The following is a 19,702-nucleotide window of genomic DNA, read 5'->3' on the forward strand; positions in this document are numbered from 1 at the left end:
ATGAATTTTGCAGTGATAGCCTCTCTAGCCGTCTTTGTTGGAATATTGTTCTTTCTATTTAATCAACAACAAAAGAAACACACTCTTTCACGTCTCGTTTTGATCGGTCTTGTTACCGGTTCTCTTTTTGGGCTTGCTTTGCAACTCATTCACGGTGAAGGCAACAGCGCAATTGCTCAAACACTTGAATGGGTAGGCATTGTAGGCAGTGGCTACGTTGGTCTACTGAAAATGGTCATCATGCCACTGGTGTTAGTATCGATGATCTCTGCAGTTGTTAAATTGGAGAAAGGTGGCTCTTTAGGTAAAATTTCTGGCCTGACCATCTCTGTTCTTTTAGTAACGACTGCAATTGCTGCACTTATCGGTATCTTGGTGACAACGACATTTGGCCTTTCAGCAGAAGGGTTAACTGAAGGTGCGCGTGAAACCGCTCGTATCGCCGTTTTAGAAAGCCGTGCCGGTACAGTAAGTGACCTAACTATTCCTCAAATGCTAGTTAGTTTCATTCCAACCAACCCATTTGCTGATCTAACAGGTGCTCGCTCGACATCGATTATCGCTGTTGTGATTTTCGGCGTGTTAACTGGTATCGCCGCTCGTAAAGTGATGATAGAAAAAGCAGAGTTGGAATCACCGATTCGTACTTTCGTAGAAGCTGCTCAATCTATCGTTATGCGATTAGTGAAGATGATCATGGCCCTAACGCCATACGGCATCGCAGCACTGATGGCAAAAGTGGTAGCGACATCAAGCGCAGGGGACATCCTAAACCTACTTGGCTTTATTGTGGCGTCTTATGTTGCTATCGCACTGATGTTTGTTGTTCATGGCGTATTGGTCTCTTTTGTTGGCGTTAGCCCTGCGGAATACTTTAAGAAAATCTGGCCTGTACTGACCTTCGCGTTTACATCTCGTAGCTCAGCAGCAACAATTCCACTAAACGTAGAAGCGCAAATCACCAAGCTTAACGTACCACCAGCGATTGCAAACCTATCAGCATCGTTTGGTGCCACTATCGGCCAAAACGGCTGTGCGGGTATCTATCCTGCAATGCTGGCAGTGATGGTAGCTCCAACAATGGGCATCAACCCACTTGATCTACACTTTATCCTGTCATTGATTGCGATTATCACCATCAGCTCATTTGGTATTGCAGGTGTCGGCGGCGGTGCGACGTTTGCAGCCTTGATTGTTCTTCCTGCAATGGGCTTACCTGTGACCATCGCAGCGCTGCTTATCTCTATTGAACCATTGATTGACATGGCACGTACCGCACTAAACGTTTCAGGCTCAATGACTGCGGGTACAATTGCTAGCCGAGTGCTGAAGTCACCAGAAAGTGAAGCAACATTGGAAGAAACACGAGCATAGAACTCAAATTCCTTCCAAAGCGATAAAACGTAAAATATCAAGCCGATGGTTCGCCATCGGCTTTTTTCATTTTCAAAAATTCAACTTGCATCTTTCGTTGCTAGTCAAGGCGTTGAATGGTCTAATACTGTCATCGGTTTTGTAAACGGTAAGCAGAATGCACCAAGATAATCAGCCCACTTTTTTCTTCTTTGATTATGAGACATGGGGAACCAACCCCGCGAAAGATCGCCCAAGCCAGTTTGCTGGTGTTCGTACAGATGAAAACTTTAATATCATCGGCGAGCCTTTAGTCATGTACTGCCAGCCACCTGCTGATTATCTTCCGTCTCCTGAAGCTGCGCTTATTACTGGTATTACTCCGCAAAAAACGGTTCAAGAAGGCCTTTCTGAGCCAGAGTTTATCGCTAAGATTCACGCTGAACTCGCGAGACCAAATACCACCAGTTTAGGCTACAACAGCATTCGCTTTGATGACGAAGTGACCCGTTATACTTGTTATCGCAACTTTATCGATCCATACGCATGGAGTTGGCAAAACGGTAACTCGCGTTGGGATTTACTCGATGTACTACGCGCGTGCCATGCCCTTCGCCCAGAAGGCGTAGAATGGCCAGAAAACGAAGATGGCTTCACTAGCTTTAAATTAGAACACTTGTCTGTGGCTAACGGCATAGAACATAGTAACGCGCACGATGCCATGGCAGATGTGATTGCGACTATCGAAATGGCAAAGAAAGTAAAAGCAGCGCAACCAAAATTGTTTGATTACTTTTTTTCTATGCGCCAAAAGCGCAAGCTCAATGATTTAGTCGACATCGTCAACATGACACCGTTGATGCACGTTTCAGGCATGTTAGGGCGCGAATGCCAGTACACTAGCTGGATTGTGCCTGTTGCTTGGCATCCAACCAATAATAATGCCGTTATCACCATCGATTTAGCGAAAGACCCTCAACCTATTCTTGAGCTATCCGCAGAAGAGCTGCACGAAAGACTCTACACTAAGCGCGAAGATCTTGGTGAATTGCTACCAGTGCCAGTTAAACTAGTTCATTTGAACAAATGCCCTATTCTCGCCCCTGCAAAAACGTTAACGGCTGAAAATGCAGAGTCTATTGGCATTGATCGCCAGCAATGTCTCGCTAATCTCGCTTTGTTGCGCCAACATCCTGAAATTAGAGAAAAGCTGATTAGCCTCTTTTCAGTCGAGCGTAAATTCGATAAAAGTGATGACGTCGATACACAGCTTTACGACGGGTTCTTTTCTCCGGCTGATCGCGCAGCTATGGATATCATTCGAGAAACCGACCCGAATAATCTTGCTGCATTAGACATTGAATTTGATGACAAGCGTATTAAACCTCTATTGTTCCGCTATCGTGCGCGTAACTTCCCAGGCACATTAGACGAGCAAGAACAAAGACGCTGGGCACTACACTGTCGAGAAGTGTTTGAAAGCCAAATTGAAGAGTACATGCTGAATTTAGAAAACTTAGTTCACGAACATGAAAGTGACGAAAAGAAGATTGCGATATTAAAATCCGTGTACTGTTATGTAGAGAGCTTAGCTTCCTAACTCCTCCTAATACAAGCGCACCTTATGGTGTGCTTGTTGTTTATATACTGTCAAAATGATTAAAGAACGATTCTTACAACTGATCCAACTGCTCATTTCAATCTTCCTCATCATGGGAGCACTTGGCATCGGAATTACCATTCAAAAGTTCACTGGCGTTTCCGTTCCAGGAAGTGTCATCGGTATGCTCGTACTGTTTTTCTCCATGACTCTTGGGCTTGTAAAAGTCGACTGGGTCAAACCGGGCGCCACGCTATTTATCCGCTATATGATCTTATTGTTCGTTCCTATTAGCGTCGGATTAATGCAACATTTCGATATGCTACTCGCTAATGCCCTCCCTATCATTGCTAGCGCAGTTGGAGGCTCACTCATTGTACTAGTCAGCCTCGCTTGGCTGCTGGACTACTTGTTAAAGGAGAAGCACTGATATGTGGTTAGTTGTTACCATTGCGGTTTTTCTTGTCGCGCGCCAAATTGCAATCAAAGTGAATAATCCTCTAGCAAATCCTTTGCTGATCAGTATTGCAGTGCTCATTCCTTTGCTTACTTACTTAAATGTACCGTTTGAAACGTATTATGCGGATAACGAAGGGATCAGTTTTTTACTTCAACCAGCCGTAGTTGCTCTGGCTTATCCACTATATGAACAACTACCACAGATTAAAGCAAACTGGCGAATCATCACTTTTGCTTGCACAGTAGGCAGTGTGATGTCGATGATGACAACCACCTTGATCGCAGTCGCTTTCAAAGCGGATATCAGTTTAATCGCGAGTCTAGTGGGTAAGTCCGTCACTACACCAATAGCGATGGAAATATCGAGTCACCTCGGTGGTGAAGCCGCCGTTGCAGCGATCTTGGTTCTGATTGTCGGTTTATTGGGCGCAATTTTGGCATACCCAATTTACAATTTGATTGGAATTAAACACCCGATTGCACGTGGTCTGACAATGGGTACAGTCTCTCATGCCTTAGGCACCGCTACTTGTGCAGAGAAACAGCCCATAGATGCCGCGTTCTCATCACTCGCATTGGTTTTATGTGGGATCATAACTTCTATTTTGGCTCCAAGCTTTTTTGCTTTGGCTGTCTGGCTATATCAATAGTTAAGCGCTCTCGGTCTGCCCTCCTTCCGGCAGGCCGTAGCCTTTCCGCTTCTTCCTTACCCTTTTCAAAACCCTATCTTATCTATCAACCTCACCCAGTAATATCGTGAAGGGACTTGATCGAGATATACATTCATAGCATTAGCATTCTAGGTGCTACCACTCGCTCTAGATTACGTAGGTATAAAGTAGCATAGCGGTAAAAGTCGCGTTAGTAACATACTCCTGCTCCTTGGTCATATGAATATATACTGATATGGTTAATTGTGAGACGGAGATAACGCTTCACACCTGTGCAATCGAATACATGTGTGAGCTCACTCTAATTATGTAACAGAATTATCAATTGCATTATTTATCGTGATCTAACGCACGGAACATTTCTATCTTTCACATAGAATAACTGTCCATGCAATAACAAGGATTCAACATGAAAAGTCGCATTGAACAGGCGCTAGCAGGCGCTCCAGAAGCACTTTCCAAACAACTTGCTCCTATCATCCAAGCTGATGATTTTGATGCTACGCTTTCAGTTCAACAATTTGAGCAGTTGCTTTCAGCTACCGGTCTATCAGACAAAGAGCTTCGTGTTGCGCTACTTCCTTTTGCCGCAGCGTACTCCTATGCTCCCCTTTCTGACTTTTATGTCGGCGCTATCGTTCGTGGTCTTTCAGGTCGCCTTTACTTCGGTGCCAACATGGAATTCTTTGGTGTACAGTTGGGTCAAACGGTTCACGCAGAGCAGTCTGCGATTAGCCATGCTTGGATGAAAGGCGAACGTGGTGTTAAGGATATCACTATCAACTTCAGCCCATGTGGTCACTGCCGCCAGTTCATGAATGAGTTATCTACCGCAAACGAGCTTAAAATCCAGCTCCCAGAACGCGAAGAAAAGTCACTTCATGAATACCTGCCTGAAGCCTTTGGACCAAACGATCTCGGTATCGAGTCCGGCTTAATGGCAGAAGTTAAACACCAGTTCTCATGTGATGATGAAGACGCACTCATCCAAAGTGCAGTTGAAGCGATGAACATGAGCCACTCACCATACACCAACAACTTGAGTGGTTTAGCATTAGAGATGACTAGCGGCCGTGTATTCCAAGGCGCTTATGCAGAAAATGCAGCGTTCAATCCTAGCTTGCCGCCGTTACAAGTTGCGCTAATCCAAGTTTTACTTGCGGGTGAAACCTTTGACAGCATCAAAGCCGCTGCATTGGTAGAGAACTCAGAAGGTAAGATCAGTCATTTAGCCGATACGCAATCAACGTTGGAAGCGTTGAATCCAGATATTCCGCTTAGTTTTGTCAACGTATAAACGACAAATTCAACAAAAAGCTCTACAACATGTAGAGCTTTTTTATTACCTAAAAACCAAAAGCAAACGTTTGCTTTGTCATAAAACTTCAGTATGATCTCCTGCAATTTCTGTCTCATCACTCTATTTTGTAAGGGAACACTATGTTTGGCACTGCAACTAGCGCAAATGCTACCCGTGTATTACTTTTAGGCTCTGGCGAACTCGGTAAAGAAGTCGCCATTGAATGCCAGAGACTTGGTTTAGAAGTGATTGCTTGTGATCGCTATGCCAATGCTCCAGCGATGCAAGTCGCTCACCGTAGTTATGTTATCGACATGTTAGATGGAAACGCCTTAGAAGAAGTTATTACGAAGGAACAACCTACTTACGTCGTACCAGAAATTGAAGCCATCGCAACCGGCAAACTGGTAGAGCTTGAAGAGAAAGGACTGAATGTTGTTCCAACCGCTAAGGCAACCAGGCTAACAATGAATCGTGAAGGTATCCGACGTTTGGCAGCAGAAGAACTGGAATTGACGACTTCACCTTATCGTTTTGCAGATAACTTTGAAGACTTCAAAGCCGCGGTTGAGCATGTGGGTCTTCCGTGCGTGGTGAAGCCTGTGATGAGCTCTTCAGGTAAAGGGCAAAGTGTTATCAAGACCGAAGACGACGTTACAAAAGCATGGGATTACGCTCAGGAAGGCGGACGTACGGGTGCAGGTCGCGTTATCGTGGAAGGTTTTATCGACTTCGATTACGAAATCACTTTATTGACCATCAGAGCCGTTGACGGTGTGCATTTCTGTGCTCCAATTGGTCATCGTCAGGAAGATGGCGACTACCGCGAATCATGGCAACCGCAAGCTATGTCAGAAAACGCAGTAAAAGCAGCTGAATACACGGCTGAGAAAGTGGTAAACGCGCTCGGTGGCTACGGCATCTTTGGTGTAGAGCTGTTTGTCAAAGGCGATAAAGTCATTTTCAATGAGGTCTCTCCTCGCCCTCACGATACGGGTATGGTTACAATGATTTCGCAGGAAATGTCTGAGTTTGCTCTCCACGTGCGCGCGTTTACCGGAATGCCAATTAATAATATTGTGCAATATGGCCCATCTGCGTCTGCTGTTATTCTTGGACAAGGGACTTCCACAAACATTCGCTTTGAAAACCTAAGCAAAGCTTTAGCTCAACCTCAAACACAAGTTCGTCTATTCGGTAAGCCAGAAATCGATGGTCGCCGCCGTTTAGGTGTTGTCCTTACGCGACGAAAAACCACCGAAGAAGCCGTTCAAGATGCTGTTGAAAGTGCTTCAAAAGTGAATATCATTTATTAAATACGAACCACTCATACAAAAATAGCGCAGCTCAAATTGCTGCGCTATTTCGTGTTCCAAACCGAAGAGAGCCTATTCACTCTCGATTAAGTACACTTCTTCAGAGAAGCGACTTAAGCCTTTTTTCGCAATTTTAGGATGATTCTCGTCAGCTTCATCTACGTTCAAACAAGTAACTTTGTAACCTGAAAATAACTGCTCAATCTCTTCGACCGGCACGCTAAATGGAGGCCCCGCCATCTCTTCTTGAGGATAGTTGAGTGTAACAAGCAAAATACGACCGCCTGGGTTCAAAAGTTGCTTGAGACGCTCTACATACTCCTCTCGCATATCTTGCGGTAAAGCAACCAACGCGGCGCGATCATAAATGATATCGGCTTGAGATACTGGTGCAGTGAAAAAGTCCCCAGTATAAATAGAGAGCTCATCAAATTGATAAAGCTCGTGCATGCCATTAAGAGGCGTTACCGTTGGCGTGTAAAAATGTTCAGCAAAAAAGGCACGCACAGCAATATGGCTTAGCTCAACGCCTTCAACCGAATCATGCTTCATCGCTAGCCAAATCAAGTCTTCTGACTTTCCACATAAAGGAACTAACACTTTATCTTCACGCTTTGGATTAGTGTGTTTCCAATATACTGGTAATAGCGGGTTTACATCTTCCAAGTGAAATCCGATTTGATTGCTGGCCCATTTGTTATGCCAAAATTCTTGGTCTCTCATTTTACTTTCTACTTGTCGGCTGTTTTCATTTTGAGGGGTAAGACTAACGTTTTTTTTCAATTTGTCTATGCCGTTCATCTTTGGTTAATACTGCGGTGATAGGATGTAATCGGTCTCATAGGAGACGCGCCTTTATCTGATAATCAGAATAAAGAAAAGAGAAATGGTGATCTAACGCACGATTCTACTTCAAGATAAAACTGAAACCTTGGAATCTTTCGTAATGGCCCCATTTATAAGTTAGTACCTGATTTGCCGAACTTAGCGACCTTTATGTTCCCTATTTTCTAAGTACAAGCAAGTTAAGGAGAGTGAATGAGCTTATTTCTTCGTACTACAGCATTGATGCTTTTGGTACTTAGCCGTGCACCGGCATTTGCCGCACTTCCAATTACCCCTGCGCCTAGTGGCGAACAAAATCGTTCAACCAGCCAAAACGAAGTTTGTTCGAAACTTTTTAAACACAGCCTTAGCGGTTTATATGGCATTCAGTCAATCGACACCACACCAACTCAGCCATATTCTGACTTCGACATTCTTTACAGCAAAGCTCACCAAGCACAATTTGAACTTGAAACTATCTGTAAGAGTACCGCACTTCTTAATGACGCTCAGCCATACTTCGCAGGCGTGAAATCCAAACAACGAGCAGAAGAAAAGATAGCTTTAGAGTTAGATGGGAAAGTTGAACGTATTACTGACCTAGCACGTGCAACGATTGTAGCTGAAGACGTCGCGAGCTTAGTCTCCATTTATGAAACGTTAGAGCGTGAAACAACGATTGTGAAAGTAAAAAATCGATTCAAAAAACCTGGCCCTTCAGGATATAGAGACTTGAACTTGCTCGTTCGTTTACCAAAAACAAACCTAGTAGCCGAAGTTCAACTGCACTTGAAAGCAATCGCAGATGTAAAAAGCGGTCCCGAACACGACCTATACGAAAAAATCCAGAAACTAGAACGTCAAGCGATGTTGGAAAAACGTGAGCTAAGCGAAATAGAGCTTGCCTCTATTCGCAACATGCGTACACAGTCTAAGAACTTGTACCAACAAGCATGGCAACCATACTTAACAACGCATCTAGAAGCGGCGTAACCGATATCATTAGGCGTCTCTCATAAACAGAAAAACCACCGCATTGCGGTGGTTTTCATTTGTATGCTCACGAATTTTACGCAAAAAAAAGACCACGCCTTAGCGTGATCCATTTATTCGGCTTACTGTACTTTCTTCAGGTTTTCTACACGAGCTTTTAACTTCTGACCCGGGCGAAAAGTCACTACACGTCGAGCAGTAATTGGAATATCTTCACCAGTTTTCGGGTTACGACCAGGTCGTTCATTCTTGTCACGAAGATCAAAGTTACCAAAACCTGACAGTTTTACCTGTTCGCCACTTTCCAGTGCCTTACGAATCTCTTCAAAGAACACTTCCACCGTTTCCTTGGCGTCCCGCTTACTAAATCCTAATTTATCAAACAGGTTTTCTGCCAGTTCGGCTTTTGTGAGCGCCATAAAACTTTCCTCAAAGCTATGTTAAACAATGCTACGTTAGTGTAGCGCCAGAGCAGTTTTACCCTACCAATTCAACAACATATCGGGGTTACATCAGGAAGTGTATGACAAGCTTATGATTTTCGCCAACTTTTTTCTTGGCGAACAAAAGGAATAGCACTACGTAAATTATTGTTAAACGCCAGAAATTTGATATTTTTGTTTTTGTTTCATCTTTATCAGGAAAAACATCCAGATTATAAAACTAAAAGTAGCTTAAATATCAACATTAAACACTATTTAATAAAAATATCAGATATTGGTTATTTAACAGACACTTGACATAGAACTTGTCGTAAATTCAGTGATTTGTATGTAACTCGATACGTAACAATTAGATTAAAAGGTATGACCACCTGTACTTTGCAACTGTGCTTAGAAAGCTTGATTAAACCCACGCTTCTCGCTGTTTAACGATGACGCCATATATAAAGATTGATAATGTGGAAGTTCGTGTATTTCCTCATTAGCTTCTTACACTGCTTCTAGGCGACCATGATTAATCAAATCATAAATATTCTTTTCCCTGTTTTTGCTCTTGTCGGAGTTGGCTATTTGGTCGGTCGTTACATCAAGCCTGACTTTCGCCCAATAAACCGCATTAATATTGAGGTATTTACGCCAGCACTGGTATTTTCGTCACTCGTTAGCATGCCGCTCGATTCAAATCAGGGGCCGCTTCTTTTGGCGGCAATTGTCGCGGTTTTAATTCCCGCACTACTCATGATCCCGGTATGTCGATGGACGTCACTCTCGTTTAAAACCTGGGCGCCACCACATATGTTTCGCAATAGCGGAAATCTAGCTATTCCTTTGTTTACCTATACGTTTGGAGAAATTGCGCTGTCGTCAGCAGTGCTTTTATTTGTCGTGTCAGCATGCTTGCATATCAGCTTAGGCGTAATGCTGCTTAGTCATGGCAACCCTTTTAAGCAAATAGTCAAGATGCCAATCTTTTTAGCAGCGTCGCTGGCTCTGTTTCTCAACGTGTCAAATGTGGGTGCATGGGCGCCTTTATACGAAGCCACGGCTCTACTTGGGCAAGCGGCCGTACCCGTGATGCTTTTATCTCTGGGGGCACAAATGTGTCATTTAAGGTTGGACGGTTTAAAGATTGGTGTGTTGTGTACCGTGCAGTCACTGGCAACTGGTGCTGTCGCTTTTGCACTTATTTATTGGTTAATTCCCCTTCCAACGATGCAATTGCAAATGATGGTGCTCTTCACAATGCTGCCGCCAGCCGTCATGAATTACCTATTTGCGGAAAGGCTGAATATAGAACCCATGAAAGTGGCGTCAATGGTACTATTTGGCAACTTTTTCAGCATTCTTACGCTACCTCTTCTGCTTAGCTATACCCTCTCACTCGCTGCCTAACCGCCAACAAGCTATCGTTAGCGTGTATTAGCTGAAAAACAATACGTTCCTAATCTCGGGTAAGGGCCATCCCTAGTTTGGTCTAGTATTTTAAAGTAATGAGGGATGGTGCGAGCAGTAAGGAACTTGAACAACGATAAGGTAATCCTAAAAATAAAAAACCCTGCCAAACTGGCAGGGTTTTTTATTTCTTAAGAAGATACGTTACGCGAGATTAGTCACGCAGAGACGCACCAAACTTCTCAGAAACGTGAGCAACGATAGCGTCAACCGCACCAGCGATATCTGCATCTTCAAGCGTACGCTCAAGTGACTGTAGAGTCAGAGCGATTGCTAGGCTCTTCTTACCATCTTCAACGCCTTTACCTACGTAAACGTCGAACAGTTTCGCATCTTTAAGGAACTCGCCACCTTGCTCTAGACAAGCGTTAACAATGTCACCAGATGCAACAGCTTCATCCACTACTACCGCGATATCACGACGGTTTGAAGGGAATTTAGAAAGTGCTACCGCTTCTGGGATCACTTTGCTGTTGATTGCAGACCATTCGATTTCGAATACGATAGTACGACCGTTTAGACCGAACTTACGCTCAAGCTCAGGGTGAACTGTACCGATCACGCCCACTTCTTTGCCGTCTACGATGATTGCCGCAGATTGACCTGGGTGAAGTGCTGGGTTAGCTTTTTTGCTTTCAGGTGACAGTGCAGCGAAAGAGTACGCTTTTTCGTTCGCAGATAGCTCTAGAATCGCTTCTAGATCGCCCTTAAGGTCGAAGAAATCAACCGTGTTGGTTTCGATATCCCAGTGCTCTTCACCACGAGTACCAGCAATAACACCTGCAAGCATAGGCTCTTGACGCATGCCGTTTTCTGCAGATTCACATGGGATGAAACGTAGGCCATATTCGAATAGACGAACGCGTGGCTGTTGACGCTTCTGGTTGTGAACAACCGTGTTCAACAGACCTTGGATAAGACCAAGACGCATTGCTGACATGTCTGCAGAAATTGGGTTTGGAAGTACGAGAGGCTCAACACCAGGTACAACTAGCTTTTGCTGCTCAGGCTCAACGAAGCTGTATGTGATTGCTTCGTGATAACCACGGTCAACAAGAAGATCACGAACGCGTTTCAGTGGAAGATCCGCTTCAACGTGGTTGTGCATCTTAAGTGCTGCTGCTGGGTTTTGGTTAGGAATGTTGTCGTAACCGTAGATACGGCCAACTTCTTCAATCAGGTCTTGCTCGATAGCGATATCGAAACGCCATGTTGGCGCTACTGCCACCCAACCTTCTTCAGAAGCTTCAACAGTCAAACCTAGGCGCTCTAGGATTTCTACTACGTCAGCATCAGCGATGTGGTGACCTAGTAGGTTGTCTAGTTTAGTACGACGTAGAGCAACTTTGTTTGGCTTAGGTAGGTCTGCTTCAGACTCTACTGCAACAACAGGTGCTACTTCACCACCACAGATCTCAACTAGAAGCTGAGTTGCACGCTCCATTGCGCTCACTTGTAGTGCGTAATCCACACCACGCTCGAAACGCATTGAAGAATCAGTGTGCAGACCGTAGCTACGAGCGCGACCACGGATGTGGTCAGGTGCAAAGAATGCACACTCTAGTAAAACGTCTTTAGTCTCAGTTGTTACACCTGACTCTTCACCACCAAAGATACCTGCGATTGCAAGTGCTTTGTTGTGGTCCGCTACTACTAGTGTATCTGCGTTTAGTTCTGCTTCGCTGCCGTCAAGAAGTGTTAGCTTCTCACCTTGCTCAGCCATACGAACTACGATGCCACCTTCGATCTTCGCTAGATCGAATGCGTGCATTGGTTGGCCTTGCTCTAGAAGAACGTAGTTAGTGATATCTACCACAGGGTCGATAGAGCGAATACCACAACGACGCAGTTTCTCTTGCATCCATAGTGGCGTTTCAGCTTGAACGTTTACGTTCTTAACTACACGACCTAGGTAACGTGGACACGCAGCTGGCGCTTTCACTTCGATAGACACTTTATCGTCGATTGAAGGGGCAACTGCTTCTACTAATGGCTCTGTCACGTCAGCACGGTTTAGTACGCCAACTTCACGAGCTAGACCACGAATGCTGAAACAGTCAGCGCGGTTTGCTGTTAGGTCTACGTCTACTGTTACGTCGTCTAGACCTAGGAATTCACGGAAATCAGTACCGATTACTGCGTCTTCTGCTAGTTCCATGATGCCGTCTGACTCAACGTCGATACCTAGTTCAGTGAACGAACAAAGCATGCCGTGAGATGGCTGGCCACGTAGTTTCGCTTTTTTGATTTTGAAATCACCTGGAAGAACAGCACCAACTGTTGCGACTGCTACTTTCAGACCTTGGCGACAGTTAGGTGCGCCACAAACAATGTCTAGAAGCTCTTCTTCACCCACGTCAACTTTAGTTACGCGCAGTTTGTCTGCATCTGGGTGTTGGCCACATTCAACAACGTGACCGACTTTAACGCCAGTAAAAGAACCAGCAACAGGAAGAACGTCGTCTACCTCTAGGCCGGCCATTGTAATTTGGTGAGTTAGCTCGTCAGTAGTAACCGCAGGGTTTACCCACTCACGAAGCCATGATTCGCTGAATTTCATGTTGATGAACCCTCTGGATTACTTGAACTGTTTTAGGAAACGAAGATCGTTCTCGAAGAACGCACGTAGGTCGTTCACGCCGTAACGAAGCATTGTTAGACGCTCAACACCCATACCGAATGCGAAACCAGAGTATTTTTCAGGATCGATACCTACGCTACGTAGCACGTTCGGGTGAACCATACCGCAGCCTAGTACTTCTAACCATTTACCGTTTTTGCCTTTCACGTCTACTTCAGCTGAAGGCTCAGTGAATGGGAAGTAAGATGGACGGAAACGTACTTCTACTTCTTCTTCGAAGAAGTTACATAGGAAATCGTGCAGGATGCCTTTCAGCTGAGCAAAGTTTACGTTCTCATCAACCAGCATGCCTTCCACTTGGTGGAACATTGGCGTGTGCGTTTGGTCGTAGTCGTTACGGTATACACGGCCTGGTGCGATGAAACGGAATGGTGGTTTACCATTTTCCATCGTACGGATCTGTACGCCTGACGTATGAGTACGAAGCATCAAGTCTGGGTTGAAGAAGAAAGTATCGTGGTCAGTACGCGCTGGGTGATCAGCTGCGATGTTTAGCGCATCGAAGTTGTGGAATGCATCTTCGATCTCTGGGCCAGCCTCGGTGTTAAAACCAAGTTCGCCAAAGAACTTCTCAATACGCTCTACAGTACGAGTTACTGGGTGTAAACCACCGTTTTCAATACGACGACCTGGTAGTGTTACGTCGATTGTTTCTGCTGCTAGTTTCGCTTCAAGCTCAGCACGTTGTAGTGCATCTTTACGAGCTGCGATAGCTTGCTGAACTACGCCTTTCGCTTTGTTGATCTCTTGACCAGCTTCACGGCGTTCTTCTGGTGGTAGTTTGCCTAGGCTTTGAAGTTGAGCAGTTAGCTCACCTTTTTTACCCAGATACTGAACACGCACTTCATCAAGTGCGACTAGCGATTCGGCAGCTTCAATTGCAGTGCTCGCGCTAGCAATGATCTCTTCTAGATGTTGCATCGTTTCCTCATCTACCTGTAGGTAGTGTCCATAAGGGAGTGATTGGTTTTTTGATAGCTGTACATAGTAGCCAAACCGGGCACCAATGCCAAATTGAATTACGAAAAGAAGAGGTTATTGAATAAAAAGAGCACAAAAACGTCAAAAATGTCATCTTTAGTTAATCTGCCGTTTAGTTGTGCCCTTTTGTTTTAGAAATAGTATTGAATAGATAGCTCGATAAAATCGTCATCTCTAGCGAAGTAGAGCAAATCATTTGGTGTTTCATTTTTAAACAACCAAGCATCAATTTGCCACTTAACGTGATTCGATATTCGGCTCGATGCTTCTAACTTAGCATTGTAAACATCATCGTTATCTAAATCCTTCGTAATTCCCGTCAATACTTCCGTTCCGTCCTCATCATTGAGCGCCCAACGAATACCTGCAAACACATCATTTTGACCGATAGTTTGTGCGTTGTTCCCACGACTGTCATAGAGGTACTCACCAATAACTCCCACATCCCAAACCGTGTCAAATGCACCGACGAAGGTATACTCAAAACCCGTCACAAGACCGACATGATTATCAGCGCTATCTCGATAAACACTTTCTAGTTTCCATAACCAATCGCCAACAATTCCTTGCACATCCAGACCGACATGACTCATCAGAGCGTAGTAAGGCTTTAATTCTCCGTACTCTAAACGAAAGTAAGGATCCCGGTTTGTTCCATATAAATAGCTTAGGCCTACGTCCCAATCGCCAAGCATTTTCGAATATCGAAAAGCCACATCTACGTGCTTCTCTTCTCTGCTTGATTCATAGATAGCATCATCAGAGACAACGGGTTCGGTTCGCAAGCGGCCATCTGTACCCGCAAACGTTCGTTCCCTAAAGTAAGGTAACAACATTGCGTGGACGGTGCCCCAGTCTTTGAAAGAGGTAAAATGTAACATCGGCTGACCGAGTTTATCTTCACCATCGACGGCTTCAATGGCATCTGTTTGGTTTACGACATCAACTAAATGGGCTGATTCAGTCACTCCCCAAAAGACCTTACTAATCCCAACTCGAAGCTCATAATCATCCCAATAAGTCAGATAAAGTGCCTCTCGTATGTCGCCATGACTTCGCTCATCGTCTAGACCATCCAGACGATAGAAAGGTGTGAAAGTAAAGTTTGCATCACCATTTTGCATCTCCCAGTAAAATTCTGGCTGCAAAACCAATGACGTTTGCGCTTTGCTCTGACCCTGAGAGCCCGTTTTAAAAAACTGACGATGCTCAATATTGACTTGTCCTGCGAGCTCGACGGCAGTCAGAGGCATCGAGTAAAAAAAGGCTGCTGCACTAAGCAACAACCCAACATTTAATCGCTTCATTTTTCCTCCACTACCTCACTCGCTTCAACACATTCTTATGAAAGTCATTGTCTTGTAATCCAGTGTTAAAACGCATTTCGCTAGTCGTTAGCTCAGTACTTTTTCCTGTTTGATGGTTTGTCATCGCCATAGTGTGCGCTCGCCAATATTGGTTGAGATATTGCTTGTAATCGGAAAAAGAAAGCGTTTTTAACAAAGAGCCTTTGCGGTCGTAAAACTCAACTTTAAGTGGACGATAATGCGCTTTATCTAACCATACCGTTTGCTTGGTATAACCTGAGTTCTTATCGGTCGGAATTTGCTCTACGACGAAAACATCTTGCCCGTTTATGCTGTCATCTTTTAGGTAGTTGAAACGGTATTTTTCAATCTCAAAGGAACTGAGATCCTCATACGCGAATTCACTGCCCATAAAAGGACCTGATTTGTTACGCGAGGAAATACGTTTCACACGTTTCAGTGCAGGAAGGTAAAGCCATTGGTCATCGGCACCCACCGTATGAGAATGGTTAAGAAACGCCGTGCCTTTTACATCTCTCGGTTCATCAAATATCGTGAGCCCTTTGTTACCATCGCCATCAACTTCGAGTGATTGTAAGCGCATTAAACGTGTGCTGCTTTCTCCTTGCGCGTTTCGCAGAATCATTTGCATCGTAGCAACAGAATCCCCCCACCCTTCATCACGGGCTTTGCGCTCTTGGGCAATTTCTAGTCCTTTGGCTTCATCCGCCAACACCGCATGACTCATAATAAGCGAGACAGAAAGTACTGATACTTTTAAGGCATTTTTTACTAAATTCATGTTCAATCCTTTAATTCGTTATGACTGAGTAACAGTCTTGGTTTGAGAGTCAGTTGATTTAAGCTTATTTCGGCGCTCCACCTCGTCGTAAACGCCTTTGTCAAACAACATCAGTAGAGTCGGTAGAAAGATGAAATCCACAACAAGAGCAATGAAGATAACAATGGCACTCAACTGTCCCATATCGGCATTTAAGCGGAAGCTCGACATCGCCAGAACAGAGAAACCAGCAACAAGCACGACCGTCGTAATCCAAAGCGCGCGCCCCACGGTGCGAAAGGCGTAGCGAACCGCTTGCTCCGCACTGTGGCTATCTTTACGAGCGTGTTGATATTTAGAAAGAAAGTGAACGGCGTCATCGACAACAACACCAAGCGTTAATGTCACAACGACAGACAATCCCAAGTTTATCTCGCCAGAAACCAGCGCCCAAATACCAAAACCAATAAGCGCAGGAGCAATATTCGGGACAAGACTAATTAAGCCAAGCTTGAACGAACGCAAGGCAAAGATCAGTAATGCAGAGATTAAGACAAGAGTAATGGGCAAGGTTGACAGCATGCTGGCCATATTCGTTTCACCAATATGCGCAAACATCAATGAAGGACTAGAAGCAACAACATCATATTGAGGCGCGTTTTCGTTAAACCATTGGTAAATGCGATTTTCCAAATCAACAAGCTCGACGCTGCCCAAGTTCTCCACGGTGAGAACCATCTTGATCGACGACTTATCTACATTGATTTGGTTGTTCAAATCTAAACCATACGGTAGTGACATTTCGTAAAGCAGCAGATATTGAGCCGCTAATTCTCTGTCTTGAGGGAGCGAGTAATAAGCCTGATCATCTCCATGCATGTTCTTGTTTAGGCGCTTATAAACATCGCTCAAGGTCGCAACATGGTCCGTTTCTGGCTGCAACCTTAGCCAGTCAGTAAATTTACCCACGGTATTGAGAAAATTAGGATCCGCAATACCCTGCGATTCGTTGGTTTTTATCGCGATACTGATGTTCGCCATGCCACTGATTCGCTCTTCCATAAAATCAGCCGCTCGGCGAAATTCATTGCTATGGCCAAAGTACTCGACGGATTCATCATTGACTTTGTTCAGTGGAATCAAGCTCGCACTCGCGACAATAACAAGCACCGACAACGGCAATAAAGCATGTCGCTTTGACACCACGAAATCTCCTAAATGATCCATAAAGTGCTTTCTTTCATCAGAAATATCCGACTTCACCGTAACCGGAAGGATATTAAGCAAGGCGGGAAGTAACGTGATGGAAAGGAAACAAGCAACCATGACGCCAAGGGCTGATAGGTTGCCGAAATCTCTCAGGATTGGAGAATCCGACATATTCATCATTAAAAAGCCGATCGCGGTGGTAATGGAGGTAATCAAGATAGGCATGAAATTGAGCGCAATACTTCGCTCAATAGAGTGGGCTTTACTAAAGCCGTTTTGCATAGACTGACGCATTGTCGCGATGATGTGTACACAGTCTGCGACGGCAAGCGTCATCACCAAGGTAGGCACATTAACGGTCGCCGTGCTTAAGAACATACCAGCCCATCCTGACAAGCCCATTGTAACCATAACCGAGCCGATAATAACGATGAGCGTCGCGATGACGCTAAGCAATGAGCGCAACATGATGGTCAGAAACACCAATATCACTAGTAACATAGTTGGCACTAATGTTGCGCTATCATCTTGGGCTGCGGTCATAAACGCGTAGTTCATTGCAATAATGCCAGCCTTGTGGAATTCGGTGTCTGGGTACACTTGCTGATAACGCTCAATCATTCCGTTTATGTAAGCAACCACCTCTTGTACTTCAGCAGTTTTATCTATTTCAGGGAGTTGGACCGTAATGTTTACGACCGTGACATCTCCTTTTTCAGAAATCAGTGAACTTTTCAAAACCGGCTCACTCAACGCAATACTTTTGACTTTCTCTATTCGTTGAGGTGTCAATTCATATTCGCTATACAGTAAATCTTCGACAAGAAGATCATCTTCAAACGCTTCGGTATGCTGGTAGTTAGCGAGGGAATCAACGCGGGTGGAGTATGGAACTTGCCACGCCTCGTCAGTGATCTGCTGAATAAGAGATAATGTGCTAGGAGTAAAAACAGTGCCGCTCTTTGGCGCTATAACCAAAGCAAGACTGTCAGATTTTGCAAAGGTGGTTTGAATTTCATCAAACGCAAGTAACTGCTCATTTGTTCCATCAAAGAAGATGTCGTAATCTCCTCTAAAGTAAAGATTTTTTCCTCCAATGGTTGCTATGACAATCAATAAAACGGTAGCAAGCATCACCAATACACTGTAATTCGTTGGTAGCTTACCCCACCCTGAACGGGCGTATTGTTGAACGTTGTGATGTGGCATCACACTCTCCTTTTGTGACGTTTCGTCAAATTTAAAAACTAAAAAACAGCAAATGCTGTAAATAACCAGACAAACTCGACATGCAAACTTTAGATCGAATGAATTTGGCTACATAAGTTAGTTTTTAGTAACTTCCTATGCTTCTCGTGATCATTGGCTGAACGCCAACCTTCGAGATTTAATGACGATTCGTCACAATAGTGCGATAAAAAAGCCAACCATAACGTCAGATTGGCCTTTCCAGTTTATTAGCGATTCACTGACTCTAAATAAGCAAGCTCTTCACTAAATAACTCCTGCTCCACTCGACGCCAGGTTTTACGGTAGTCCCATTCTGTAGATAAAGGCGACCAACCTAAACCATCAAGTAACATATTCGCGTTGTGCAGTACTGAGAATGGGTCTTGAATTCGCTGAATACATCGACTGTTCGATGCATTTTGCGCCAAAGCGTTTGAACCGAATGCAATAGACCAGTTGGCGAATACAATAGCATCAGAACCAATTGCGGGAGAAAACTTAAGATCACCACATTCTACCGCATTGTTCACCAGCGCATCAGCACCATCTATTACTTGTTCTTCCAAGTTATTCAGTTCATTCACACGTTTAGGCGAAGCCTTCTCTAGAACCCAAGGCGTCTTTGCAACAATCGCACAAGTTGATAGTACTGGCTCCATACGAGCGTAAATACGATAACCTACATGCATCGCAATGATTTTTTCTCTGGTATTGCCATTAAATTTGGCGGTACGTTCGAAAAATATTGCTTCGCTTTTCAGCGAATGAATACAAAGCGCAAGAATCACATCTTCTTTGCTGCAAAAATGATTGTAGATCGTCCCTTTAGAGTAAGGGCTTGACGCTGTAAGCTTGTCCATCGTTAAGTTGGCAAAGCCTTGCTCTTGAACTAAAGACTTAGCCAATTGAATAAGCTCTATCTCACGATCAGCAATCGCCTGTTGCTTTTTTGTTAGCCCTGAAGACACACGACATCCGTCTTGCTTGCTATATTTTTTACAGCGAAAGTTAAACATAATCCTTTGATCCGTATACCAACACACTCCCAATAATTGTAACACGATTCTTTAATACAGGAACGCAACTAAAGTTGACGAACCGTCACAAATGACACTTCGTCATAATAGATCAAAAAACAAAC

General features: G+C 44.3%; 16 protein-coding genes. 8 read left to right on the forward strand and 8 right to left on the reverse strand.

The window, feature by feature from the left end; all coding sequences use genetic code 11:
- The 6 genes from R7P35_RS10730 to purT all read left to right on the forward strand — a co-directional run bounded on the left by R7P35_RS10730 (position 1) and on the right by purT (position 6,699).
- Positions 1 to 1,374: an L-cystine transporter gene (locus R7P35_RS10730; RefSeq protein ID WP_025766775.1), complete on the forward strand. Its 1,374-nt coding sequence runs from the start codon at positions 1 to 3 to the stop codon at positions 1,372 to 1,374.
- Positions 1,375 to 1,531: 157 nt separating this feature from the next.
- Positions 1,532 to 2,953 (forward strand): exodeoxyribonuclease I, encoded by a 1,422-nt coding sequence (sbcB, locus tag R7P35_RS10735; protein WP_047100708.1) that lies wholly within the window; start codon positions 1,532 to 1,534, stop codon positions 2,951 to 2,953.
- A 55-nt stretch (positions 2,954 to 3,008) separates the two neighbouring features.
- Positions 3,009 to 3,383: a CidA/LrgA family protein gene (locus R7P35_RS10740; RefSeq protein ID WP_005397786.1), complete on the forward strand. Its 375-nt coding sequence runs from the start codon at positions 3,009 to 3,011 to the stop codon at positions 3,381 to 3,383.
- Between the two features lies 1 nt (position 3,384).
- The gene (locus R7P35_RS10745; protein WP_005377888.1) at positions 3,385 to 4,062 is read left to right on the forward strand and encodes an LrgB family protein; all 678 of its coding nucleotides are present in this window, start codon (positions 3,385 to 3,387) and stop codon (positions 4,060 to 4,062) included.
- 430 nt (positions 4,063 to 4,492) lie between these two features.
- Entirely contained in the window at positions 4,493 to 5,380 is an 888-nt protein-coding gene (cdd, locus tag R7P35_RS10750) for a cytidine deaminase (RefSeq protein ID WP_005377892.1), read from the forward strand.
- A gap of 143 nt (positions 5,381 to 5,523) precedes the next feature.
- Positions 5,524 to 6,699 carry a formate-dependent phosphoribosylglycinamide formyltransferase gene (purT, locus tag R7P35_RS10755; protein ID WP_054866055.1) on the forward strand — a complete coding sequence of 392 codons (1,176 nt, stop codon included), beginning with the start codon at positions 5,524 to 5,526 and terminating at the stop codon, positions 6,697 to 6,699.
- Positions 6,700 to 6,771: 72 nt separating this feature from the next.
- Here the strand turns inward: purT and R7P35_RS10760 are convergent, their stop codons facing one another.
- On the reverse strand, positions 6,772 to 7,422 hold the full coding sequence (locus R7P35_RS10760) for a thiopurine S-methyltransferase (protein WP_021707633.1): 651 nt from the start codon (positions 7,420 to 7,422) through the stop codon (positions 6,772 to 6,774).
- A gap of 315 nt (positions 7,423 to 7,737) precedes the next feature.
- On the opposite strand from R7P35_RS10760, the gene R7P35_RS10765 reads away from it, so the two are divergent.
- Entirely contained in the window at positions 7,738 to 8,517 is a 780-nt protein-coding gene (locus R7P35_RS10765; RefSeq protein ID WP_025766820.1) for a phosphoribosylglycinamide formyltransferase, read from the forward strand.
- A 122-nt stretch (positions 8,518 to 8,639) separates the two neighbouring features.
- On the opposite strand, the gene ihfA is transcribed toward R7P35_RS10765, so the two are convergent.
- Entirely contained in the window at positions 8,640 to 8,936 is a 297-nt protein-coding gene (gene ihfA, locus R7P35_RS10770; protein ID WP_005377899.1) for an integration host factor subunit alpha, read from the reverse strand.
- A 534-nt stretch (positions 8,937 to 9,470) separates the two neighbouring features.
- Between ihfA and R7P35_RS10775 the strand changes: the two genes are divergently transcribed.
- On the forward strand, positions 9,471 to 10,352 hold the full coding sequence (locus tag R7P35_RS10775) for an AEC family transporter (RefSeq protein ID WP_005377901.1): 882 nt from the start codon (positions 9,471 to 9,473) through the stop codon (positions 10,350 to 10,352).
- A 214-nt stretch (positions 10,353 to 10,566) separates the two neighbouring features.
- On the opposite strand, the gene pheT is transcribed toward R7P35_RS10775, so the two are convergent.
- The 6 genes from pheT to R7P35_RS10805 form a co-directional block, all read right to left on the reverse strand.
- Positions 10,567 to 12,972, reverse strand: coding sequence for a phenylalanine--tRNA ligase subunit beta (gene pheT, locus R7P35_RS10780; RefSeq protein ID WP_065274407.1), 2,406 nt, complete (start codon positions 12,970 to 12,972; stop codon positions 10,567 to 10,569).
- A gap of 18 nt (positions 12,973 to 12,990) precedes the next feature.
- Positions 12,991 to 13,974, reverse strand: coding sequence for a phenylalanine--tRNA ligase subunit alpha (gene pheS, locus R7P35_RS10785; protein WP_005385470.1), 984 nt, complete (start codon positions 13,972 to 13,974; stop codon positions 12,991 to 12,993).
- Positions 13,975 to 14,165: 191 nt separating this feature from the next.
- Positions 14,166 to 15,341, reverse strand: a complete 1,176-nt coding sequence (locus R7P35_RS10790) for a hypothetical protein (protein ID WP_171344749.1) — start codon at positions 15,339 to 15,341, stop codon at positions 14,166 to 14,168.
- Positions 15,342 to 15,351: 10 nt separating this feature from the next.
- The gene (locus tag R7P35_RS10795) at positions 15,352 to 16,143 is read right to left on the reverse strand and encodes an outer membrane lipoprotein-sorting protein (protein ID WP_318092076.1); all 792 of its coding nucleotides are present in this window, start codon (positions 16,141 to 16,143) and stop codon (positions 15,352 to 15,354) included.
- An 18-nt stretch (positions 16,144 to 16,161) separates the two neighbouring features.
- A complete protein-coding gene (locus tag R7P35_RS10800) occupies positions 16,162 to 18,540 on the reverse strand; it encodes an efflux RND transporter permease subunit (RefSeq protein ID WP_318092078.1) in 2,379 nt (792 codons plus the stop codon).
- Positions 18,541 to 18,788: 248 nt separating this feature from the next.
- A complete protein-coding gene (locus tag R7P35_RS10805) occupies positions 18,789 to 19,577 on the reverse strand; it encodes a TetR/AcrR family transcriptional regulator (RefSeq protein WP_005377913.1) in 789 nt (262 codons plus the stop codon).
- Positions 19,578 to 19,702: the final 125 nt, after the last annotated feature.

It is taken from the genome of Vibrio sp. Vb0304, assembly GCF_033338995.1.
In the GTDB taxonomy this organism is placed as follows: Bacteria; Pseudomonadota; Gammaproteobacteria; order Enterobacterales; family Vibrionaceae; genus Vibrio; species Vibrio alginolyticus.